The sequence below is a fragment of the Carboxylicivirga sediminis genome (assembly GCF_018156225.1).
In the GTDB taxonomy this organism is placed as follows: Bacteria; Bacteroidota; Bacteroidia; order Bacteroidales; family Marinilabiliaceae; genus Carboxylicivirga; species Carboxylicivirga sediminis.
Genome location: NZ_JAGTAR010000021.1, coordinates 1 through 23476 on the forward strand (window position 1 = coordinate 1; position 23476 = coordinate 23476).

General features: G+C 40.3%; 19 protein-coding genes. All 19 read right to left on the reverse strand.

Going from position 1 to position 23476, the window contains the following annotated elements; genetic code table 11:
* Window positions 1-2042 (reverse strand): LPD1 domain-containing protein (locus KDU71_RS13650; RefSeq protein ID WP_212191645.1); only part of this gene is annotated, 2042 nt, incomplete at its 3' end.
* A complete protein-coding gene (locus KDU71_RS13655; protein ID WP_212191646.1) occupies window positions 2039-5986 on the reverse strand; it encodes a strawberry notch C-terminal domain-containing protein in 3948 nt (1315 codons plus the stop codon). The genes KDU71_RS13655 and KDU71_RS13650, both read right to left, overlap by 4 nt.
* A complete protein-coding gene (locus KDU71_RS13660) occupies window positions 5964-6653 on the reverse strand; it encodes a DNA cytosine methyltransferase (protein ID WP_212191647.1) in 690 nt (229 codons plus the stop codon). Before KDU71_RS13660 ends, KDU71_RS13655 begins: the two co-directional genes overlap by 23 nt.
* A 2-nt stretch (window positions 6654-6655) precedes the next feature.
* Entirely contained in the window at window positions 6656-8452 is a 1797-nt protein-coding gene (locus KDU71_RS13665; RefSeq protein ID WP_212191648.1) for a class I SAM-dependent methyltransferase, read from the reverse strand.
* A gap of 13 nt (window positions 8453-8465) precedes the next feature.
* Complete coding sequence (locus KDU71_RS13670) at window positions 8466-8966, reverse strand: hypothetical protein (protein WP_212191649.1); 501 nt, start codon at window positions 8964-8966, stop codon at window positions 8466-8468.
* Window positions 8967-8968: 2 nt separating this feature from the next.
* A complete protein-coding gene (locus tag KDU71_RS13675) occupies window positions 8969-11470 on the reverse strand; it encodes a hypothetical protein (protein ID WP_212191650.1) in 2502 nt (833 codons plus the stop codon).
* Between the two features lie 19 nt (window positions 11471-11489).
* Window positions 11490-12095, reverse strand: coding sequence for a hypothetical protein (locus KDU71_RS13680; RefSeq protein ID WP_212191651.1), 606 nt, complete (start codon window positions 12093-12095; stop codon window positions 11490-11492).
* 17 nt (window positions 12096-12112) lie between these two features.
* Window positions 12113-12586: a hypothetical protein gene (locus KDU71_RS13685; RefSeq protein ID WP_212191652.1), complete on the reverse strand. Its 474-nt coding sequence runs from the start codon at window positions 12584-12586 to the stop codon at window positions 12113-12115.
* A gap of 13 nt (window positions 12587-12599) precedes the next feature.
* The gene (locus KDU71_RS13690) at window positions 12600-12776 is read right to left on the reverse strand and encodes a hypothetical protein (protein WP_170154413.1); all 177 of its coding nucleotides are present in this window, start codon (window positions 12774-12776) and stop codon (window positions 12600-12602) included.
* A 12-nt stretch (window positions 12777-12788) separates the two neighbouring features.
* On the reverse strand, window positions 12789-13907 hold the full coding sequence (locus KDU71_RS13695; protein WP_212191653.1) for a hypothetical protein: 1119 nt from the start codon (window positions 13905-13907) through the stop codon (window positions 12789-12791).
* A 15-nt stretch (window positions 13908-13922) separates the two neighbouring features.
* Window positions 13923-14288 (reverse strand): hypothetical protein, encoded by a 366-nt coding sequence (locus tag KDU71_RS13700; protein WP_212191654.1) that lies wholly within the window; start codon window positions 14286-14288, stop codon window positions 13923-13925.
* Window positions 14275-15051 carry a hypothetical protein gene (locus tag KDU71_RS13705; RefSeq protein ID WP_212191655.1) on the reverse strand — a complete coding sequence of 259 codons (777 nt, stop codon included), beginning with the start codon at window positions 15049-15051 and terminating at the stop codon, window positions 14275-14277. Before KDU71_RS13705 ends, KDU71_RS13700 begins: the two co-directional genes overlap by 14 nt.
* A gap of 106 nt (window positions 15052-15157) precedes the next feature.
* Entirely contained in the window at window positions 15158-15547 is a 390-nt protein-coding gene (locus KDU71_RS13710) for a hypothetical protein (protein WP_212191656.1), read from the reverse strand.
* Window positions 15548-15625: 78 nt separating this feature from the next.
* On the reverse strand, window positions 15626-16468 hold the full coding sequence (locus KDU71_RS13715; protein ID WP_120271258.1) for a hypothetical protein: 843 nt from the start codon (window positions 16466-16468) through the stop codon (window positions 15626-15628).
* A gap of 63 nt (window positions 16469-16531) precedes the next feature.
* The gene (locus tag KDU71_RS13720) at window positions 16532-17194 is read right to left on the reverse strand and encodes a hypothetical protein (protein WP_212191657.1); all 663 of its coding nucleotides are present in this window, start codon (window positions 17192-17194) and stop codon (window positions 16532-16534) included.
* 34 nt (window positions 17195-17228) lie between these two features.
* On the reverse strand, window positions 17229-19709 hold the full coding sequence (locus tag KDU71_RS13725) for a hypothetical protein (protein ID WP_212191658.1): 2481 nt from the start codon (window positions 19707-19709) through the stop codon (window positions 17229-17231).
* Window positions 19710-19869: 160 nt separating this feature from the next.
* Complete coding sequence (locus KDU71_RS13730) at window positions 19870-20907, reverse strand: hypothetical protein (protein WP_212191659.1); 1038 nt, start codon at window positions 20905-20907, stop codon at window positions 19870-19872.
* 39 nt (window positions 20908-20946) lie between these two features.
* Window positions 20947-21600 (reverse strand): hypothetical protein, encoded by a 654-nt coding sequence (locus tag KDU71_RS13735; protein ID WP_212191660.1) that lies wholly within the window; start codon window positions 21598-21600, stop codon window positions 20947-20949.
* 3 nt (window positions 21601-21603) lie between these two features.
* Window positions 21604-23442: a DUF262 domain-containing protein gene (locus KDU71_RS13740; RefSeq protein WP_212191661.1), complete on the reverse strand. Its 1839-nt coding sequence runs from the start codon at window positions 23440-23442 to the stop codon at window positions 21604-21606.
* Window positions 23443-23476: the final 34 nt, after the last annotated feature.

A 23476-nucleotide genomic window follows, 5' to 3' on the forward strand; every position in this document is an offset into this window, starting at 1 on the left:
TTATTTACCCGGTTCTTTTCCTTTAGCTTGTCGTACACATAGCATTCAAAGCTTCGGGCAAACATCTCTGCAATATCTTTCCAATAAGCACCTTGAAGTTTTGAGTAGTGATACAGGTAGCTGTCAGTTCGGCGCTTCTTAGTCTCGTCAAAATCATTGTAGCTAACTGCTTTATCATCTAAAGCATAATACCCAAAGCGAAGCATTAGGATAAGCGAAACGATACTTGTATGCACCACCGATTGCCTCTCCTGAAATGTCGGTACAACCTTGTTTATAGAAGTTTTTAAAATATCCTTGAACCAATCTTTTGTTGGCGAAGAATTACCACCGATGAAATACTTCTTTTTGTACCCTAAACTTTCAATAATGGTATTCAGATAGCTTTCAGAACGAAGCGGTTTGGTTGACAATTCCAAACCGTTCAGGTAATGGTCAAAGAAATGTCCCCATTCATGGGCTACCGAACCGTCACCGTTTCGCTTGGTCAGGTTGATGAGCTGCCGTGTTGGGTAATAAGTAGCCATTGCTTTTCCACCACGACCGAATGCACCAAAAGCAATAGCCAGGGCTTCGTTTATGGATAGGTTGATGTCAAGAACTTCGCATAAATCAACGATGGCTGCAACAAAGTGGCGAATGTGTTCCCTGGCTTCATCATCTTTCACGTAGTTTCCTAATGTGAGCGATTTAAAATGAAGCTTCTTGATAACCGTGTTTTCATCCGCTTCTTCAATCAATAAACCGCCTGTACGTTTAATGTATGATAGCGGTACGGCTTCTATCTTGGGCTTGCTACTGCTTTTTGAATTGCTTGTTTTCTTTGTTTCTGCCCAGCTCCAATCCGGTTTAAATTCCTTGTATGGGAATCGTTCTTTTTGCTCGTTATATTCTCTTTTTGCATCATTGATAAACCGTGTACAAACTTGAGTAACATACCTTACATAGTCCTCCACAGTCCGAACGCTGCTCAACATACCTCCCTGAAAAGTCAGGTCGTTTTGCTTGTGGCGTTTCATATCGGCAGGAGAAAGAATTTGCTTTGCAGAATCAATGCAATCCTGTTGGCGTTTAATCCGCTTATCGGTGTATTCTTTCAACCTCTTAGCATGTGGAGCTACCTGTTCTTTGGTGATACCTGAATATTGATGGGCTTTCATGTAGGTTTCCTTAACCGCAGATGTGGTGCGATAGCCCTTAATGGTAAAGACAATATTACGAAGAGCTTTGCCGAATATCATTCCAAAATCATGCTTACCCACAATCTCACCATTATTGGCAATGGTATCAAGTTGTTGTAAATCCGTAATTGAAATCGCATCAGTAAGAACTTTTGTAAAAGCCTCCGCCATTTTTACATATTGTTCTCTGGCCTCTTTGGTGTTGGCATGAGGTTTTGCAGGGAATGCCTGACGAACCTTTACTTTCAAAAATGCACAACCCGAATCCGTTCCATTTTCTTTTTCTGCCTGTGGGTCAACCTTTGGAAATACTTTATCCTTTTTAATTAGCTCAATAGCGGTAGCTTCATCTTGTTCGATGCTGTTTAAATCGCTACTGCTGATAAGCTTGTTGTACATGGCTTGTTCTTTCCTGGAACCATGAACACGCTTTCCGGCATCTTTAAACTCCCGGTTCTTTTGCTTTTCCTGTAAAGCTTTTTCAACTTCTGTATCAATATCCCCAAGGTCATCGTTCGGGGTTGCTAAGTTGGCACAGTAGTTTTCATACAACGACCAATCATCGCTGATAATGAAGAATCCATCATTGGGATTTGGTTTGTAACCTTGCTTTGTTTTGTAGCCATTCCGACCTTCTGTGAAGCCTTGTTTGGGTAGAATCCAAACGAAGTCACCCTTCCTTGGTTTATATCGGGTAGCAATAATATCAGTTGCTTTCTCAAAACCTTTATAGATGGGCAAAGCATTGACATTAACGCCCTCTTTAAAACCATTGGCTAAGATGGAATCCTTTGATTTTCCTTTGGTGCGAATATCCTTGTGGATGGCTTTGTACTTTTTGTAAAACTCCTTTTCGGTCATAGTATGGTCTTGATTTTAGGGTGAGTACCAAGCCCGGCAACTGCCCGAAGCTGTTTCTGCTTAATCAGGATTGCCTTTGCCCGAAGCTTTACAAGTGTCAATTGCTTGCCCTTGTCAATGCTTATTTTCTTGCCTTTGGGTACGGATTGCTTTTGTTTGGCCAGTCGTTTGGGAAATTCCTTTTTGTCCTGTTCAAACATCTTCATCGCCTCATTGGTAAGGCTATCTGTTGAGTTGCTTCGCTTTGTTCCCTTATCCAAAAACTCATCGTAATAATGTCGTGGGATTTTTACCGAAAGACTGAACCGCTCACCAAGCAGATTAAGAAGTTTAGGCATTTTGCTTTCTTCAACCGAAGCCTTCATATTGCCCGATACCATTTCAAAACCATCCCGATTATTAACCAGGAGCTTCACCACTTCTTTATCGGTATAAATGGGAATATGCGTTTTGGTTTTCGGCATGATGACCTTGAAAGTGCCATCATAATGCCTGGCTATTGTAATCCTGTTTTCGGTGGCAATGGTAGCACCATTATGAAGGCTCATAATGTGCTTTTGCAGTTTGGCTATTGGAGCAACAACATAATTGTCTGCCTTATTATCGTTGTTGTCAGGCGACCATGCCTCTGACATTAATATGCCTTTTTGAACACCTCTGCCTTGGGTAGTGAAACTGACCAACTTGCCGGGAAAATCGGCAGAGCCTTGAAGTATGTTTCCTGTAACGATGTAGCGGATTTGTCGGTCTGCTGTAAAGTCTTTAATGGCTTCATCCCAACGCTCTATCAAACTTTCTTTTTGACCTGTGGTAAGCTGCATACTACGGCTCATTACACGCTCAATCTCTTTAGCGGTATCGCCCGATGCAGGGAGAACGATGTATTTACGGCTGTCTGAAATGGCAAAGCGAAGCTTCACCGATGACGGAGCATAAGGATTCTTGCGTTTAGGATTAATGTCAAAACCAAGAAATATGCAATAGGAGTTGGAACTGCTATCGGTTTCAAAACTGACTGCCGGATAGAAATAACCATGACCGACTTTGAAGAACTTGAAAAAGTTGTTCAGGTAGCGTTTACGATTCTCGCTTTGTGTTTTGGTCTTGGTAATTTCGGCTTGTTTACCTTCCTGAATTTCTTCGGTTCGTTCAGCGATATAATCCTGTTGGGCAGCCTTATCGAAAACGGGGATTTTCTGATACCCCTTTTCGGAGATAATCCCTGCTTGTAGTTCTAAATATTTGGTTTCTAAATCTTTTAAATCTGAATTTAATTTAGTTAATACCCACTTTTCATGGGATGAAACTATTTCTTCAGAAATGCTATCGGGGTGTTTACCGCTTAGTTGTTTTTGAATAAGCTTTTCAAGTTCAGCTTTACCGTACGGTTTTTTAAGTACGTTGCATTCGCATTTTTCCAAAAAAGTATCATTACCAAACACCGAACGTCCACCTTTTCCGGCAATAACCACACTCTTTTCAAGTGATTCTGCTTTTAGATTCAGAACTTCCACTTCAAGGTCGTACTCATCGGCTTGCTTGAGGTATTCGATGTAATCGTTATATCGCTCAATGACTTCTTGATAGAATTTCTCTTGTTCCTTAACCGATAAAACAGCCACACGCCCTGTTACTTTTGAGGCATCACCTTCGGATGGCGTTTCATCGCTGTCTTTTCCTTCAAATTTGAGTGGATTATCCAGGGCTTTGTTTAGCTCTTCATTCTCCAACATGTATTGGCGAACCACTTTGTCACCGTACTTATTCAAAAAGTCATCCGATTCCAATTGTGATTTACTACTCTTTTGGTTGGAGGTGGTATTGGCATCCAATGATTTTAGCTTCTTTTTGAGCATCATCATAAACCGCTTTTGTGCCGGGATGGATGAAATAATGTAATCGTAAATCGGTTTCATTATCTGTCCTGTGCGGTTGATACGTCCACGTTTCTGAATCTCGGTGTTGATGTTCAGTTCAGGTTGGAGTATCACCATCACACGCTGCTTCACCTTTTCGGCTGGCACTTTATCCGTTACAATGGCATGTGCCGAAGCTCCTGTTGAACCACTTTGATTGATAAGCAAACAGTCAATCTCATTGTCGTTGAACTGACGGAATAAGTCGGCTGTGTTTTCCTTTTTTCGGCTCATCACTAAGGCGGTTGTATTTTTTGCCTTAGTGGAATTGTACTGCACACAAAGCTTTCGCCCGGTTACTTCACCAACTGAAAAGCCGGCTTCTTTTATCTTTTGGATAATAAGGTCCAGAGGGCTGATAGTGATACCTGTTGAAGCCTGTTCGATTCGCCTGATAATATCATAGTAAGCCAATTGAGCATCTTCCGATAAGTCGGCAATATTGAATTGTTTACCCTGTGATTCTCCATCAATATCCTTTTCGGTATAGCGGAGAACTGAATCCAATCCCTTTTCCAAAACAGTAGAAAAATCACCATTAATCACATCATCGGGTTTTGCCATTCCTTCTAAAAAGCTCCCCATCGTTGAAGCAAAGGCAATGATGGGTTTCTTACCTTCTTTTAACCGCTTTATGGCATGGTCGGCAACATCAGAGGCATTCAGGCTAAAAAGTAATTGGTTAATGACATTGAAAACTTTTGAGAAATACGGAATATTATCAACCCCAGCTTTTTCTGTTCCTTTGCGTGTTTCCACCTCTTTGCTTTCGGCTGCTGCAATCTTATCCAACTCATCAACCTGTTTATTGATGTACTTCTCCTGAAATCCAATTATATCACGGATGATTGAAGTTATTTTATCGGCTGTTTCGGCTTGCTGTTGGGCTTTTTCTTTAAGCTCGATGTAGTTGACTTCCACACCTTCAAAGGAGCGTTCACGCCTTATCATTTGCCCCTCGGAAACCAATTGTGCTGCTAACACTTCCTGTAATGCTACACCGCCTTTGGTAATGGCTTCTACCAAATCCTCTTTGCTCATATTGGCATCGCTCATCGAAGTCTTTTGAGCGTAAATCGGCATATTATCAGGTCGCTTGGCAAAGGTGGCAGACAGGAAACAAACGCCTTTAGTCTGGCGAAGTACATCCTGCATAAACTCACCTGTATTGGAACTGCCCGAAGCATTGTGAGCTTCATCCATGATGATGATATTACCGCTACTTGCAGCATTTAAAAACTCTTGTTTGGCTGGCTTTTTCGGTTGGTTGAACTGCGAATAGGTAGCACAAACAAAGTTGTAATTGTTGGGTACTTTCTTACCCTTAATAATACGGTCTTGAGTTGGCTTTTCGGGAGCTGTATAAACAACTTCTCCACTTTTGTCTTTTACATTGGTTTTGCTCTCTTTGGTATTCACGATAAAAGGAACCAGGGAGGAGCTTCCAATGTCCGATAAGTCACGATACAGGTCAGTAAATAAATTGGGCTTTTCTGATAAAAACACAGGTTGCAGACCACTTTTAACACCGTAGCGGATTAAAGCTGCTGCGGTTCTACCTTTACCGATTCCTGTTTGGTCGCCAACAATAATTCCCTGGCCACGTTTTTCAATGTTGTAAATCGCCAATGAAACCGCATCAATCTGTTCACATGAAAGTGACTTTACAAGTTGGTCGTTGCTGTAATCTAGTTTCTCGGCAACATAGTCAAACAAAGGCATCCCGATACTTTTCTTTACTTTTCGGATTGCGATATGCATTTCGTGCCCCATTGAATCGGGAACTGTTGTATCCAGGATAAAACCTTTTTCGGCTGTTGGAATATAAGCCATACCAAGCCCTTTGTGACTGAACATTCCTTGTAAATACTCATGCTCGTTCTGAGCCAGCTTTTTGGTACGAACAAAGCTTTTGTTGTTGGTCGTTTTAAATCCCAATTCAATAAGCCTTGCCGATATATGTTTAGGTGGAACGCTACCAAACTTTATGGTAATGCTGCTTTTACTAAATGCTATTGTTTGTTTCATACTGCTTCTGTTTTAATTCAATTGCCCTTGCCTTGATTTGATTCTGCTGAATGAAAGCCTTTCTTTTTGCTTTGCCCTGATTAGCCTGATTGAGTACATGCAGTCCAAGCTTCGGGTGAACACAATTGCGTAGAACTTGACCTCCGTCATGGTTGCCTTTGTAATAGATGTTTCCCTTGTAATTGAAACCCAATTGCTTTTTTAGCTCCTCCGGAGTAGCAGAAAAAATGCCTTTGATTCCGGGAATATCAATCGTTTCGATGTGGTAATTGCTCCAAAACAAATGCCTTCCGATTTTGGCAGTAGGTTCGATGAGTGGCTCATAATAGGGAGCAACATTTTCAACTACCCAATTGCCCTTGAAGAAGTATTTGAGTAAGAGGATTTCTTCATAGAGTTTTAAGTCAGGATATTTGTTGATGGTGTGCCGTGTGGCTCTCATCATCTTGCTGTGGCTCTGACACGGTGGACTGCTCCAAATAAAATCGTAGTCACGAAAATTGCGGACCAGGTAATCATGTGCATCACCAATCACAATCTTATCATTTGGGAAATGTTTTTTGTAAACGGCTGCTATCTGCTCGTTATTCTCAACGGCAGTCACGCTAACGCCTTTCCACAATTTGCGGTTTCCACCCAAGCCACTATATAAGTTCAGTATCTTCATGGCTAGGCAGTTTTTCTATTATTTGCTTGCTGTTTCTCCGTCCATTGGTCAGCCATTGCATCAGCAATCCCCTGAAAGGTTTTGCTGCGAACCCTGCGTCTTTCTTCATCGCTTAAATCCCTTGCTTTGTAGTACCAAAGCGGTTGCCGTCTCCAACGTTTTTTCTTCTTGTCGTACCAATGCTTGTATTCCAGTTGGTCTTCATCAAGCATATCAGTTGGTTCAAGTAGCGGTAAGTTCTTTAACCACAAGCAAGTTGATTTCTTTGCATTATCACCAAAGTAATATGGCTGAATGATTTGGTCTGGCTTGCGGATGGCGGTACTGATAACACCAATAGGGTTTTCAATGGCAATTTTATCAATGGGAGCTTTCATCAGTTTGCGGATAAAAGCCAATGCTTTCTTACGTTCTTTTTGACGTTCGGGGTCGTGCATCCACGCATTGCCTGATACTGTAAGGTATGTACATGGAGGAAAAGCAATCATCATATCCCAACCTTTATCCAATTGGTTCAATACATCACCCTGGATGTGCCATTCGGGATGATTACCTGTGGTTGGAAGAATGTCACAACTATAAGCTTCATGCCCCTGACTGCGAAGTGCCATTGTTACGGTTTGACTTTCTTCACAAGCTACCAAAATGCGTAGCGGTCGGTTTGTCGTTGGGAGTTTACCAAGCGACAACTGTTTTTGCTTTATCAGGATGGCTTTAGCACGAAGTTTAATGACCTTCACATCTTTGGTTTGAGGTTTTGGGCTTGTGCTGTTGCCTAATCCAACCCTATCCCAAAGTTCTTCATGGGTATTGACAACGGTGCTGTGCAATTTATTTTTAAGTGGAGCTGCTCCATCGGGAACTGCTTTTGCTCCATCAATCAGAATCAATCGGGTATTGATTGAAGTTCCTTGTCTGGAATAAAGCTTTTTACCGTTAATCGGGATAATATCTTCGACGTTGTAAAAGTGATACAGGTAATTCAGGAAAATACGGTTAGTTCCTGCCGTAACCCGACCATGTTCGTCCCAAGTGGTATGACCGCCAATGATAATGGCAGCCTTACCATCATCCTTCATGCAACGCAAAGCGTTTAATGCCATTGCATGTTCCAATCGTTTGATTTTAAATTTTCCGAAAAGTTCAGGTTGAGAAAGCGAACCGAAAGGTGGATTCGTAACTATACCATCAAAAGTTCTGTCATAAGCTGCCGGAGGTTTTAACGCATCCCAAGAGCTGACCTTTGCAAAAGGTTGTTCTTTCAGGTTGGCAAGCCTTACATCGTCCAGCTCGTTAACATGGGTATAGTGATAAGGCAAAGCAATGGTTAAAAGTCCGTTCCCTGCCGATGGCTCTAAATACTTTGGGAAGTCGTTTTTATCATTGGTAAGGTGCGCATTGCCGACAATTTTACCTTTAGTTCCACCTTTTACGATGTTCTTAAAAGCCTTGTAACCTGATAAGCTACCTGATTTTAAGATATAACTCGATGCCAGGAGCGAAATGGGTGCCGGAGTGGAATATTGCTGCATCAATACACTCATGCTTGTTCGCATGGAAAGGTTAACCTGTGATTGATACAGGGCTACAATATCAAGGTACTTTTCGTAAGTGGTCAGCGAACTGTCGTGTGCTATCTCTCTTGCGTTAAGGATTATTGCCAGTTCGGTAAATTCTTTCACCAAGTTTTTATTGGCAATCCCGAAGCTTTTGGCAATGCTTTCAATTGTGGTTTTAGAGTGCTTACGTCCGCCTTTTAAATCCTCACGAATCCTTGATATGTAGCCCTTTTTATCCATGAACAAACCAGAACTACATGATTGTGTGAGCCAAATAGAAAAGACCGATAAATATCTCTGCTGCCATTGTCAGCTCCAAACACCAAATTCGCTTATCGGCAAAGCCTGTTGCAATTAAAGCCGAGATAGCAATGATAATGGTGTATTCGATATTACCGAAACTGAAATAATAGCTTAATCCAAGGAGCGCAAAACCGCCAATTGCAGATACATAGTGAGCAATGCGGATAAACAGGTTTCTCTTGAAGTCAGAAAATACACCGACTAAAAAGATTCCGATACCACCTCCAATAACCCACCAATCGGCAGATTCCTTTATAAAAAGACCTGTTATGATGGTGGCCAGTCCACAAACCCACATCACTATCTCAAATACAAGCTTGTAAGGTTTGCGTAAAAAGTAATTACTATCGGAAATTGATTTGCGGATGCCATGAACCGCTATGATTGAGGTTAGATAAACTACCAATGCTATAAATGCCGTGAAAAGGCTTGCTATTACTAATGCTTTCATAATTATTGGAGTGTAATGGTTTTGTCTGTTTCGTCTTTGAAAGTGAGCTTCAGGTTATTTCCTGCAACATCTACCGAAAGGCTATCCACATCGGCATCCACGAAGTTTTTCATGAAGTTGATTTGGAAGTTCAGTATCTCAGCCAGCTTTGTTTCCCAATCTTCTCCTGAGAAAATGCCGGAATCAGCATACACCTGTAAGAACTTTTTCAGGAAGTCAGGAATGTTCTGTAAGTTGACATCCCAATCAGCTCCAACGGTGGCATTTTCTTCAATGCCAGAAAGCTTGTCTTCATCTGCCTGTGGGTAACTGCGTTTAGCATTATTGGCTTCAATGCCTGCTGCCTGTTCTACTGATATGGTTGTCGGTTTATTCTGAATATTGGTATCCCAGTCTGCCCCAACAGTTGCACCTTCTTCGATTCCTCCAAGCTTGGTTTCATCCGCTTCTGGGTAAGTACGTTTTGCGGTGTTTGCTTCGATGGCTGTCGCTTGTTCCTCTGAAATAGTGGTCGGTTTATTGGCAATATTCGTATTCCAATCCGCCCCAGCAGTTGCATTTTCTTCTATGCCTGAAAGTTTGTCCTGGTCAGCTTGTGGGTAGCTACGCTTTTGGGCATTGGTTTCAATGGCTGCTGCCTGTTCTGCTGAAATCGTAACAGGTTTGTTTTGAATATTTGTTTCCCAATCTGCTCCAACAGTAGCACCTTCTTCAATTCCTCCAAGTTTGGTTTCATCCGCTTCGGGATAAGAACGTTTGGCTGTATTCGCTTCAATTGCGGTAGCCTGTTCCTCTGAAATAGTGGTAGGCTTATTGGCAATATTTGTCTCCCAGTCAGCTCCGGCAGTTGCGTTTTCTTCTATGCCTGAAAGCTTATCTTCATCGGCTTGAGGATAGCTTCTTTTTTCGGTATTTGCCTCAATAGCTGCTGCCTGTTCTACCGAAATGGTAACAGGTTTATTCTGAATGTTAGTTTCCCAATCACCTCCAACAGTCGCACCTTCTTCAATCCCTGCCAATTTGTTTTCATCGGCTTCGGGATAAGAACGTTTTGCAGTATTTGCCTCGATTGCGGTTGCTTGTTCCGCTGTAATCGTAGTTGGTTTGTTGGCAATATTTGTTTCCCAATCTGCTCCAATAGTTGCATTTTCCTCTATGCCTGAAAGTTTATCTTCATCAGCTTGGGGATAACTGCGTTTAGCATTATTGGCTTCAATATCGGCTGCTTGTTGTGGGGAGATGGTTACAGGTTTGTTCTGCACATTCATGTCCCAATCAGCTCCAACGGTGGCGTTTTCTTCAATTCCTGCTAACTTGTTTTCATCGGCTTCTGAATAGGAACGCTTTTGCGTATTTGCCTCGATAGCTGCTGCCTGTTCTACTGATATGGTAGTTGGCTTATTTTGAATATTTGTATTCCAATCTGCCCCGGCAGTAGCACCTTCTTCAATCCCTGCAAGCTTTTCAGCATCAGCTTGTGGATAGCTGCTCTTTTTGTTGTTGTTCTCAATTGCCGTTGCCTGTTCTGCACTAATGGTTGTTGGTTTGTTTTGCAGTTCTTCAAAATTGGAAGTCAGGTTCATATCGTTTTCCAATTGCGAAAGCTTTGTTGGAATCGCAATATTGATATTTCCATCAGGGTCGGTTACAAAACCACCGTGTACCTCGATACCACCATTGGGCATATACACAGGACTTTTCTCTGATATGAGTAAGTCTTCAACATTCCCGGCGATTATCAAACCTCCGCTGATTTGCTGAACAATGGTTTTTGGTCTGTATTCCGGAGCGGACTTTGAACGTGCAATATTGATGAATGAACCAACCGAAGCCCTGTCAAGTATCGTGTCCTGAATATCCCTGTTCATCTTGAAGTAGGTATCAGAAAACACAATCTTGTTGTAGCCCCTGTCAAATACACACGATTGATTGACCTTCGCTTCAAAACAGCAATCGTCAATGTTGGTGGTACTGTTCAGGAAGGCTATTGCACCGCTTCCGGCATCAGTATATTCAAAACGAATGTCCGCAAAGTTGATTGCACTATTGTAAATCTCAATAGCCTTATCACTTTGGAAAATTACAGGCTTGACGTATGTTCCGACCACACCATCCACCTTATTGCTCAATGAGCAGATGTTGATTTGATAGGAGAAATCACGAAGGACCAGGAACGTTCCCAAATCGTTGATGTAAGTACCATCCTCGAACATGATGCTGATACTTGCACTTTTGTTGGTGTGATACTTCAATGCTTTGGGCAGGGAATCAAACAGCCTTTGAAGCTTTGAAAAAGGAGTTCCTGACGGAATAATAATCGCTTTACGTTCAACATCGTATTCAAAACCTGTTATCTGCTGGTCTTTACTCATATCAAACACGCCCTGAAACACCTTGTATTGTTCGTGTTCCATACCCAAATAAGCGTACTGGCCATCCGAAGCCCATTCGCCTTTTTTCAATAACGGTGGGGTTGTTCCCCTAAACATTTTTATCGTTCCCATATCTAAAGTCTTTTAATTGCTAAATCATTGCGTAGGCTTGCTCAAACAATTGGTTGGAGACGTAATTACCGCCTGTCTCAACCTTTGTCATTGAAAGCACCAATAAGCGGAGTGTATTTTTTGTAGGCAGGAGCTTTGCACTCTTGCTGACCTTTAAATCCTTGCAAACCGTTTGGATGTAATGGTCTGTATTGTTTTCAAATCGGGGAGCATATTCTTCGACCAATAACGGCACGGTGTTTTTGCCTTTTTCAATGTCGTGCTTGAGGTCTTTTATCATAGCACGAACACCATAAACCGGAGCAATAAACATTTCAAAACGCCTGTCCTTATTTTGCTCTTTGGGCAGTTTGCCGTTCCATTTGATATTGGTAAAAATCAGGTTTCCTGGATTGTTGTTTCGGATACCTCTGGGTGCATTTGAGAGATAGGTATTGCCACCGTTCCAATTCTGAAAGTTTGAGGGCAGTTCGTTATTGTTGGTAGTCAAAACGTTTGAACCACGAGGAGGCAATAGTCCACGTTTGCGTTTGTTTCGTCTGCGAATCAAAACAATTGTGGTAACTATTGCCCCTGTGGTTAACACCCCTCCCGAAATAAATAATATCTTTTTCTTCTTGTCCATTGCTTTATTGTTAGAGTTTAGAGAGGGATTCCCCAACTATCGAACTTGGGTTTTATTTTGGAAATTTCACTTTCGCTTAGTTCCTGTCTGAACCAGCCAATCAGGTTGAAGTCCTGTCCTAAAAACGCTGCCCTGGTTCCCCACAAATACTGTTTCATGCCAAAGGCTTTTATCACCAAAAGCATATCATCCTTGCTCTGTATCTTATCAATGGTGGAGTAAATAACCTTTTCATCTGTGCCAAAGTCGAGCATTGCACCGTACAGCGTATTGGCATACAAAGCAGCATCAGAAGCAGAAATAGTCAAGTTTTGCCTGTCGATAACCGTTTCCTTAATGGATGGAGCGACTCTTGATGAAGTGCCATCGGGATTACGCTTTAGCATTCTGCGAACAGCGTAAATACCGATTCCAACGCCCAAAATGGGCAATCCGTATTTAATGCCATTGGCTATTAATGTTGCTTTATTTACTGGTGGTAACTGTTGCACGGTGCTGAGATTTTTAGATGTATCGTAATGCGGTCTTTACAATCTTCGGGTTCTTGGCAACCTTGGTCAGAAGTTTAATCATGTCCTGTTGCTCAACCTTGTTGACTGCATTTTGCAAAAGGTTTCCTACTTGCTGAACGACCTCAGTACTGTCAGCTTCAATGGTGATTCCTACTTTAAACTTTCTCATAATCGTATGTTTTTAATTGTCTAAATCTTCGTTGTCAAACTCTGCGTTCCCCGGTTCCTGTTCTGAAATGCCATTCACGGCTTGGTTCAGGAACAGGAGGGTTTTATTAATCAGTTCGGCTTTGTCAAGGCATAAGCCAACGATGTTTGCAATCTTGGCTACATCTTGCAATTCCCATGTCATAAGGGCATCGGATAGTTTTTTGATAATCTCAGCTTTCTTGCGGTCTTCGGGTGTGTTAGCCGTACCGATGTCTGTAATCTCAACATTGGTTTCAGGTAGCTGTGCCGATTCTTCCTCAGTATCATCAAGCATCCCCAAAGCTCCTTTGAGTTCTTCGGCTGATAGCCCTAATAGCTCTGCTGTTTTCGGACTGTTGGTAAGTAAGCGTGAACCGATACCCACCAATGCACCTGTGGCAACACGCTTCATCACTTCATTGGGAGCATACCCGGCAAGACGGCTTTCAAGGTCTGTCTTATCGGTTTTCAGTTCCCTGTTTTCGTTTTGATAGCGGTCTTTTTCAGCTCGTAGTTCTGCATTTTCATTGCGTAAACGCTCATACTTTTCTTCTAAAGTATTGTAGCGTGTCTCGAACTTAAAATCATCCAATTGCTTTTGGTAGCTGATTCGCTCAACCTCTTTGTTATTGCCAGATAAGGCATTGAATACCCCAAATAGACCGTCAAGCTTAGATTTTACGGCAGGGTTATCTCCTGAAAATAATCCTAACAAGGAATCCAGTTCACCCAATCCATTGGTGTTGTTTTGGATTTGGCTCTGTTTCATTTCCTCCTGGATAATAGTTTGTATCTCTGCTCTTTCAATGGGTTCTTTGGGTGGGTTCAAAAGCTTGCTGATATTTACTGTATAGCTGTTCAGGCTTCGTGCATTGGGGCTTTTACCTCCAAACACATCAACCCTAAGTGAACCATGAGACTGTTTTGCTTTTTCAATGGCACTTTCAATATCACGGTTAAACTTGTCCGTTCCGGAGGTTCTTGAAGTGAGTGCCGTTTCCTGTGCTGCGGTAACCAGGTATATTTCGTAAGCGTAAGGGTACTTTTGTTCGTCCTCCGAACGCTTTATAAACTCGTATATGCTTTGTATTTGCTCTCTGTAATCCAACATAGTCGTACTTTTTTATTAACTCCCACTTTGTGGGTTTCGGTGGGGAATAACCTTCACAAACTCCAATCGGTAAGGCTTAAAGTTTTCCGCTTGGGTTTTGATGTCTATGTAATCGGTGAATACCTGGTAGCGGTATTCATCCATAAAGTCGTATTCTTCGGGTGTAGCGGTAAACACATTATCACTGCTAATAAGTTCCATTTCATCAATGGAGCTTGGCAGACCTTTAGTGTTTAGAATCCACATGTCGTTTTTCAGGTCCAGCGAAATATCCGAACCCGTTACCATTATCACCGTTGGTTTTAATTGGTAGCTGTCAATGGTTCGCATCCCTGAAACACGGTCTTTTGCGATGGTATGTAATAACTCACTCGTGTTCATATTCAATGTAGATTCTAATGGTTAGCGTATTGTCTCCGCTGTTCTTATTGCTTTTGAAAACCGTATGGATATTGCTGTTTACCTCTAAAGGCTCGTGAAATGGGATAACCTCTTTGCTTAAATGCTTTACCTTTCTGTTGGCGGTAAGCATGTAATCACGCAATAGAAAACTATTGCCGTTTACTAATAGGCTGATGTTGCCACATTCATAAGGTTCCGGCTGTTTGTAAGCTTTAACAGGACGAAGAAAAACATCGGATTTATGCAGATAAGCAAAGGTTAATGTTTCCTGTGCTACCAAGTCAGCAAATTCAAGGCTTGTAATGGTTTGACCTTTTTCAAACAAGCCCACTTCATTGTAGAGATAATCGGCAAACTGTGTATTGAAAAGCTCTGCAATGCTGTTATTCAAGTTGCTTTGCTGCTCTGCATCAAGGCAAGTAAATTTGATATTATTGCTTAAAATATCAACAATTGCCGGAAGAATATCACTTTCAAAAAAGTCTTTGCTTTCCGCTTCGCTTGCCCTTGTGCGAAGGTATGAATAGAACAGGTTGGTAATGCCATCGGTCAGTAACAAATCGGATATTAAAGCTTGTGGAAAAGCTAAATCCTGTGTTACATCTTCCAATTCCGATTCCTTTTTAACCAGGGCGTTTATTGCAATGCCTGTAATCAGTTTACAGGAAGCAGGGAGCAAGTCCTGTTCGTTGATGTGTTTGTTGCCAACTGAGGTTTTTGTAATTACAAAATATCGTTTCATGTGATTAATTTTTATTTTTAATTGCCACATGGAACTCGCTTGTAATAGCAATTGCTCTAGTGAAATATTTTTGAATAGCTCGTTTCATTGTCGGGAGATTTTAGCGTTATTTCTTTTTCTCTACCTCGGCAAGCAGATACACACGAACATTGTAGCTTTCATTAACAGCCAGGTTCTCGCTGTCGTCTTTGTAAATGACACGTACAGGACTGTTCTTGGCTTTTTCATCAACAGGGAAAGCCACGTCCTTAATACTCATATCATCGTTGTGGTGAAGCAATGCCACCTCGGTATCATCGGGGATTATTTCTGTATCATCAATCCAAACCCTAAGTGTGGCACCGGGTAATGCCTGTTGGTTGGATAGGCGTAAGAAAATACCTTTAATACGGTCGTGTTCCGTTTTGGTATTGCCGTTAAACTCGTAGGTCTGACCTTTTTTGACCTCGAATTTTACTACCTGTAATTTGCGTATGTTATTGTCTTGTACTTCCATTTTTGAAATGATTAAGAAGAAAAAAGGGGCGGTAAACAACCGCTGACCGCCCCCGAACGATTATGACATATCAAGCTCTTATGCTTTCTCTGTGATAGTTCCCAATAGCGTTACCTTAACGGCAGGGTGGTAAATCTTATCACCTGATACCGATTTCGGCATGTTCAGCTTTGGTGTAATATCCATTGATGGCTTCAACCATTTTGGATTGGCAAGCTTGTATTGGAATTTGCGTTTTGTGGTATCGGTATCATCGAATACCGCACATGAGATTTCAGGTACAATTACCTTCGTGCCTAACGTCATCTCGAAAGTACCGTTCAGGATTGCAGGAGGTAAAGCAAACTGACCGAATGCAAAATCTGCTGGGTCGTTATCTTCTTCCGATGCTCCGTGAGCGTACTCAAGAACAATATCAGTTAACAGGAAATACTTTCCTGAATCCAACTGCGCACGGTTCAGGTTGGTACGACCAGCCTTCTTATCATCCGATGCCTCCATCAAATCAATGTCGGACTTATCCTTAATCGACTTAACGGTATAAATTGCCGTGTCAACAGTTTGCATACGTGCATCTTTCAATGCTTTTTGCACTTCCGGTGGCAACTGTTGTCTGCGAAGTTCAAACTGACCTTTAGAAGTCAGGTCTTTGGTAAGTCCTGTTTTTACAGCCGTACTTCTTGCTCCGGCATTGTATGACCTACGTACAGCACGTTTTCTGCTGGTTCTTCTGCGACTTCTTCGCCCTCTGCGTCTTGTTCTACGGCGTGAACGACCTAAATCGCCAATGCCTTCGACCGCATCGTCCTGGTCTTCTTCTTTCTCTAAAGCATCTTCCTCTTTTTCAAGAATCGCTTCTTCTAAACCCTCTATTTCTTCCATCGAAGGGTACAAATCATTTTGCTCATTAATTTCTGCCATGATAATTTGTTTTGCGGCTTAATAGCCTTGTTATTAAATTGATTAAATGTTATTTAGTGAGAATCAGGATGCCATCATATCGCCCGAAAAGATGTCATAGTCCATGCTATCGGGGTCGAGGTTTTGAATTTTTCCAACAGGCTCATCGTCATCATCTGAACTGCCAATCGGCTCATCGCTCATTGCATAATCATTGGCTGCATTACCAATTGGGTCATCACTCATAGAATAGTCCGATGCTGCTCCTGATACCGAAGCCTGAATTTCACGCTCGATGTCGATGTCGGCTGCCGGGAGTGCTTGCGTAATTGGGTTTAAGGCACGTAGTCCGTCCATTTCGTCCATATCGCTGTAATCTTCATCACCGATAATGCCCTCTAATCCTTGAAGGATGGTTTTACCTGTGGCTTTCTTGATAATGGATTCAACACCTGCGCCTGCTGCACCTACCAAGCCCAGCTTCACATATTCGTTTTTGGTAAACTGAGTACCAACCAAACCGCCCATAGTAACGGCTGCCGGAACGATGTAGGTTTTCATTTCGTTGCCCAACAAACCGCTAACGGTTTGGCTTTTTTCCAACTTCTTTAAAGCGTACTTGCCAACTGCAAACCCTGCTACGGCAGCAATGGGCTTGCCTATGTTGTTGGTAGCTTTCATAAAGTCAATCTTTGTACCTCTTGAAGTTCTCCTTGGGGTACTTGACGTTGATTTTTTAACTGCCATGTTTTCTAAATTTTAATTATTGATTCACAATTATTTATTGAAGCTTGATGCTTCCTAAATCTTCTTTATTGGTGGTTTTCTTGGGAGATGATTTCCGTTTTGCCGGAGTGCTGTCTTTTTTGCGGAACATGAGATAAGCTCCTGTACCAACAAGTGCTGCAACACCTAAACCAATACCGACTTTTGCTCCCTTGCTCAGTTTCTTTTTGCCTGTTGCAGTAGGATTCGTTGTAGTCGATTGTGGAGTGTAGTTCCCGGATTTCATAATGGGTTGGGGAGTGTAACTGCCTGTCTGTGGCATAATACTATTTGAAGGAGGTATCACGCTGTTTGTTGGTGGAGCATAAGCCTCGGTTGTTGGAGCTGCCTGATTGGTAAATTGAGATACCGCTTCCGTTGCAGGAGCTGCTTTTTTGAATTTATCTTTAACCTTGGTAAAGATGTTTTTGATAGGCTTTAACCAGCTTCCGATTTTTGCCAATACACCACTAGCTGCGGTTACCGAGGCTGCTGTGGCAACTGCACCCATATTGCCCAATTCTGCCAATTCACCAATGGCTTCCAATCCTTTCAAATCAGCAAGTAAACCGTCAATACCTTTTAGGGAGAAGTCGGAACTCTTTTGTTTTGCACCTTTCAGGATTGCTTTTCGAAGGTTGGATTCTTTGCCCTGTAAGCCTTTAAAAAGCTTGCGAACCTTACCGTGTGTCTTTTTTAGTTTGGCATGTTTTGCCGGGTCGATGTTGTATTTGCTTGCAAGGTCATCAGGTAAATAAGCATATTGCAATTTTTTGGCAATACCAAACATATTTAAGCGTAAGGCTGCCAATAATCCGCCTCTGATTGCAATAGATAGAGGATTAAACCTTACGATTGCTTTGACTACTTTCTTGGCTACTTTTCCAATCTTCTTGCCAACACGCTTAATTGCTTTGAAGAATCGACCTCTACGTCTTTTTCTTCTTCCCAAGCCGTCCATTTCATCGTCCAGCTCATCTAATTCAGCCAATCCCTGGATGGCATCTGAATCGTATTTAATCAGACCTTTTTCGGCAAGCTTTTCTTCAATATCAGATAGCTTGTCCAATACGGCATCACGTTGTGGAGTATTCCAAAACTTGATAGCCTGGTCCAACATGGAAATGAATTGGTCAGGGTTTTGGACGTGAGCCATTTTGTCCTTGTTATCCCGATTTTTTAAAAGATAATTCCGGGTACGAACTAAGTAATTGTAGGTGGCATCCTCTGCATCACCTAAACCATTTATGGCATCGTCAAAGTCAACACCTGAAACAATGGCAATAAGGTCTTCATGGTTGGCTTGTGCCTGAACACCTCCAGCTAAATCAATACCTGATAAAACCGATATGGGTAATCCTAAAGCACTTGTACCTGTTATTCCGTCAATACCTCTAAGTCCTGCCAATTGCAATGGAGACATATCAAAATCCGAACGTTCAAAGCTGTAAGGCTTTTGGTAATCGAACTTTGAGAGAACAGGGTCGATAACGATTTCATCTTCGGAATCACCAACGGCAGGAACAATCACATAGATATGCTGAAAGTTCTTTTTACCATCATACTTGGTAATGCGCAGCTTGAACGGAATACCCAAACACTTTAAAAGCGAACCCACAAAAATGCTATAATCATCACAGTCAATCCCTGCCGATTGCTTTCCTTTCTGTTTGAACCTGATTTGTCCGTCTAACCAGGAGCGAGATGGAGTACGGAGCTGTTCCGTTCCGTCATCGTCCTTATGGTACTGCAAATAGTTGTACGAAAAGTTGAAGATGTTTCGGCAAGTCTCTTTGAGTGAATCACCTTGCAGCATACTTGCCAGTTCCTCGACTTCACGAAAGTGTGTACCGATAATATCAATACAACTTTCAACGGTTTCAATTACGTTGCCGTTTTTTATAAATGTGTCCTGTCCGTTTGCCTTTTTTATAAGGTGGTTGAAACGTTTACCGTTTTGGGTGTTTCGTGGGCCGGATACAATGCCCAATTCGCCCAATGCTAATCCGTTCATATTTTCGTCCTCTGATAATGATTGCGTGGTAGTAAGAGTTTCGCCATTAACGCTGATGGTCATGGTGAAAGTCATATCAGCTTTAAGCTGCTGTGTATTGGAAAGCAAGGAAAGAGTAAGACCTTTACCCATAAGGTTCAGGTATGGCACTTGAAAAACGATTTCAGGCTCTTGTGTTTTGCCAGCACCAATGGTAAGTCCTTTAATATCGGGGGTAGAATAAGCGACTGCCGAACCTTTGTAATTTGCAACTACCTGGTTAACGGCTAATGTGATAGGGGCTTTGGTGGGATTGTAGCAACGAAGCTTTACGGCAAATTGAACTTCCTGCAAGTTCATCTTGTGGATGCGGAATCCTAAAAGAGCAAAATTCATTTTTGCCCCGGCAAGAAGCTTTTTGCCTTTTTTAATCAGGTAGAAACCACCGCCAACGGCTGCAACTGCTGCTAATGTCCCTAATATTTTCTTTGTGCTTGCTTCCATAATGGAAACAAACATATAGTAGGCTTATGGTGGGGGATTGGTTGTGTTTGGTTAGGATTTGCTGTGATTGGTTGGAATTGGTTATTTTTAGGCGGAGGGTACAAAAAAGTAGGAGTACGTCCAATATATTTAAAGAATGATGAAACTTTATACTAACCAATTATTTTGGCGCATACCTTTTCATAACTTTCATTGTTGATTTTTTTATTTCTTCCTGAGTAAACTTTCTTCCAGTCTTTTTTTCTTCAGACGTGAGTTCAGCCATTATTTCTGTTTTTAATTCTGATGGCATTGTTTTTCCTTTTCCACCTGATGCAACATGCACCATATCAAAGAATTCATCTAATCCTCCTAGGTACACTTCTTGAATTATTTTCAAAAGGCTTGATGCCATTTTTTTGTATGTAACATTATCAAATGGTTTAACTATCTCATTGGAATCTGAACCAATTTTATTAATTGGAGCTTGTTTTATCATTTCGTTGATTCCTAAACAATCTTTACTATCAATATCTTTAAAATTATCATCAAAGCTGAAGCAAACAACATACTCGTCTATTAGTAGGCACAAAGGATTATTAAATTCAGGATGGAAGAAGAGCCATTTCGCATCATCATCTTTACAGTCACAACTTCTTAGAATTTTATATGACAATGATTTTACTAATCCATTCTCGTTGATGCCTTTTTTATCAATTTCTTCAATTTTATCAGGTAGAAAACAATCAAGAGTTTGTCTTAATTTTTCATTTTGCTCTTCAGTAAGTTTTACACCACTCTTACCGTTTATGGACATTCGCCAAATTACACTTGCCCAAAATAACAATCCAATAATTGAACTAACCCCTGATTCGTAGTCTTTTGTATTGGTTGTTTTTGTTGTTTCTGCATATTTTGATTCAATTGTTGCAAGTCGGCTCTCACATTCAGAACAAAAAATATTGTCAACAATAAGTGGGTGTTTATTCTTTGCAATGTCTGCGTCAGTAATTTCGCCATAAGTTTCTTCAAGTTTTTCTGGTTGTACTGACCTTCCAAAGTAGGATTTGGCATTCAATTTCTCAATTGTAAAACCTAATTCATAATCACGACCTGTTTTGCCTTCAATATTTTCAATTCTTTTTAATAGAAAATGAGGTACAATATGAGAACCTTTTTTATCAGCATCTTTTGCATTGCAGAGCTTACACTTAACCATTCTATATTTCTCCTTTAAAGTTCTTTAAATTTTAGAATATCAACTTCTTTGATGAAAAAAACCAATATCTAAGCATTCCTCAGTGATATAATCAAAAAAAGAATACGAGTTAAAAAACTCGAGCAGTTCATTGGAAACTAAAGTTTGTTTTTCTAGCAAGTATTTACTGAGTTCCTGATGTACGTGCTGCACTTTATAATCATTTTGAAATAATGTTATTAAATCCATTACCTTAAATCTCACATAAGCCCATTCACTAGTTCCAAATTCAGCTCCTAGGTGAGGAGAATATTTTCTAACAATATCAAAATCCCCACCGCATCCTATGGTATTTAACAGCGTACTATATTCTTGAATCTTCATCATCTTAATTAAAAGATAATCATTCTGTTTTATCATATAAATATTTTGACCTATCAAACCCGCTAGAGCTATTGCTGTTATTTCATTTGCACGTTCAATATTTAATCCATTCTCAAAATTAAAATTTGGAGTAATATGTAATGCCCCATCCATGCTTTTATCTAGTAGGTTTCTCCTTTCAATTGTTAGTTTTTCAATGCTCCAGTTATTTCTAAATAAACACCAAACAATAGCATGTGCCGATTCATGAAGAGCAATTTCTTCATTACTTAATTTTAGTTCAGCTTTACGTTTTTTAAATTTAGAGTTAAAATAATTAATTATGCCCATAAACTATTCCCAAATATATTTTACCATGTCATAGAGTAATCTATGGCGTTCTTCAAGTTCTGCTTGACCGAATGTATCTAAATGCCTAAAATTAAGACTGTACTTATTTATCATATCTGTAAAATCCAACTTAGATTTGTAGCTATCCTCACGTAAAGTTTCGTTCCAATAGAGCGTGTTGGCATATGATTTTAGTTTATTCTTATAGGTTTCGTTATTGCTTGAAATATTATCTTTTCCTTTTAAGAGTAATAAGCCACCAAGCCTATTGCGCTCACTTTTGAATTTTTCTTCATCTTCATCAAATAGTTTTAGATTCTCTTCGTTATCTGCTAATATATGTTCTATATGAAAACCATTAACATGCCCTGTATTCTGAACTAGGTCATATAAAGAATGTTTTACTTGCAGTTTTGTATTATCGGCTATAAACTTCTCTATTCGAGCAAAAAAATATCTTTTAAATCGTTTATCTAACTCAATGCCCGTTTCTTTAAAGAATCCGTAAGAGAGAGGTGAATTAGCTGGAACACCTCTTGCATCAGATAATAACTCTAACAATGTTTTATCAAATTCAGGTCTAATTTCATGAATATCTTTTTCTCGTATTGCTGCACTTAATTTGTAAATAGCAACTGCAAAAGCATTACTTCCATAACTGCGCTGAAGTTGTAATAATGAGAATAATCTATCAACTTCAAAAGCAATTTTTTTTATTTTATCATCTTCTTGTGGGTCATTTAATATACAGCTAGAAAGAATTAACAGGAACTGCATATCCATTTCTGTTAATCCATTGTAGTAAACATGAGCATACCCATTATTTAAGGAATCATCTTTATAATACTTGAGAACTTTAGAATAAAGATTAGTATAGTATTCAAAGTTATTCTGAAGAAAATCTTTAACCTCTTTAGGATTATGGTCTAGTTTTAATTTGTTTTCCGAAAATATTACTCTGTGGTAATCTTTGTCATATCTACGACCTTCTCCAATAGTATCAGCAAATTTTGCTTTTAGATAATAGATAAAAAATTGGTCGATTTCATCTTCCTTAAAGGCGTTAATTTTTGTAACCTGAGATTCCCAAAGGTCATTTAAATTGAGGTTATCAAGTTCCTCTTTTGTAATTTGACCAAGAAGCTTTCCTTTTAATATTTCGTATGGTTTTAGTTTAACCCCCCTGTCATTTATAACTTCGAAGACCATTGGGACATCTGTTTGCTCAACATTTAGGTTTATCAATACTAATCTATGCATGAAATAAAACACGAAGCTCTCAAATCGATGAAGGTCTTTTAATTCATTATGCAATCTTGACGATACAACTGAAAAGTTCGCAACCATATTTTGTGCTGTCAAACCAGAAGATGTATCTATTTTATCTAGTTCATCACCATCAAACAACCCCTTCATTGAATTCTTATGAAGTTCATGGTTCATCCAGAAATCAGTTTTATAGCCTGACAGTCCTACAATCTTATTACTTATCCAACCCTCTAACTGTGAATTAAGATCTTTTGCTAGATGCTTAAGCTTAATAAGAATTAATGTTAAGGTGGTTAAGCGTTGCTGCCCATCAACAATATATATTTTTCCTTCTACATGGTTCGTTACATAGGTATTCAAATAGTACCATGAGTATTTACTAATAATCTGGTCAAGCTCAATACTTGAATCTTTATGCTTCTTGTATTCTTCATTAAATTTATAGAAAACATCATCTAACAACCTCTTTACTGGTTCATCAGTCCACTTGTATTGACGTTGGTAGAAATCAATATAATAAGTCGTATTGGAAAATAACTTATCAATATTCTGCTTGTCTGGCTGTACGTCCATGCTGTATTATTTAGTTATTCTTTTTAGTTATTTT

Coding starts and splice junctions, on each gene's coding strand:
- KDU71_RS13705 (WP_212191655.1), bottom strand. CDS start 15,051: ATGAAACGATATTTTGTAATTACAAAAACCTCAGTTGGCAACAAACAC.
- KDU71_RS13665 (WP_212191648.1), bottom strand. CDS start 8,452: ATGGATAAAAAGGGCTACATATCAAGGATTCGTGAGGATTTAAAAGGC.
- KDU71_RS13735 (WP_212191660.1), bottom strand. CDS start 21,600: ATGGGCATAATTAATTATTTTAACTCTAAATTTAAAAAACGTAAAGCT.
- KDU71_RS13720 (WP_212191657.1), bottom strand. CDS start 17,194: ATGGCAGTTAAAAAATCAACGTCAAGTACCCCAAGGAGAACTTCAAGA.
- KDU71_RS13660 (WP_212191647.1), bottom strand. CDS start 6,653: ATGAAGATACTGAACTTATATAGTGGCTTGGGTGGAAACCGCAAATTG.
- KDU71_RS13655 (WP_212191646.1), bottom strand. CDS start 5,986: ATGAAACAAACAATAGCATTTAGTAAAAGCAGCATTACCATAAAGTTT.
- KDU71_RS13670 (WP_212191649.1), bottom strand. CDS start 8,966: ATGAAAGCATTAGTAATAGCAAGCCTTTTCACGGCATTTATAGCATTG.
- KDU71_RS13725 (WP_212191658.1), bottom strand. CDS start 19,709: ATGGAAGCAAGCACAAAGAAAATATTAGGGACATTAGCAGCAGTTGCA.
- KDU71_RS13675 (WP_212191650.1), bottom strand. CDS start 11,470: ATGGGAACGATAAAAATGTTTAGGGGAACAACCCCACCGTTATTGAAA.
- KDU71_RS13680 (WP_212191651.1), bottom strand. CDS start 12,095: ATGGACAAGAAGAAAAAGATATTATTTATTTCGGGAGGGGTGTTAACC.
- KDU71_RS13695 (WP_212191653.1), bottom strand. CDS start 13,907: ATGTTGGATTACAGAGAGCAAATACAAAGCATATACGAGTTTATAAAG.
- KDU71_RS13730 (WP_212191659.1), bottom strand. CDS start 20,907: ATGGTTAAGTGTAAGCTCTGCAATGCAAAAGATGCTGATAAAAAAGGT.
- KDU71_RS13700 (WP_212191654.1), bottom strand. CDS start 14,288: ATGAACACGAGTGAGTTATTACATACCATCGCAAAAGACCGTGTTTCA.
- KDU71_RS13690 (WP_170154413.1), bottom strand. CDS start 12,776: ATGAGAAAGTTTAAAGTAGGAATCACCATTGAAGCTGACAGTACTGAG.
- KDU71_RS13715 (WP_120271258.1), bottom strand. CDS start 16,468: ATGGCAGAAATTAATGAGCAAAATGATTTGTACCCTTCGATGGAAGAA.
- KDU71_RS13710 (WP_212191656.1), bottom strand. CDS start 15,547: ATGGAAGTACAAGACAATAACATACGCAAATTACAGGTAGTAAAATTC.
- KDU71_RS13740 (WP_212191661.1), bottom strand. CDS start 23,442: ATGGACGTACAGCCAGACAAGCAGAATATTGATAAGTTATTTTCCAAT.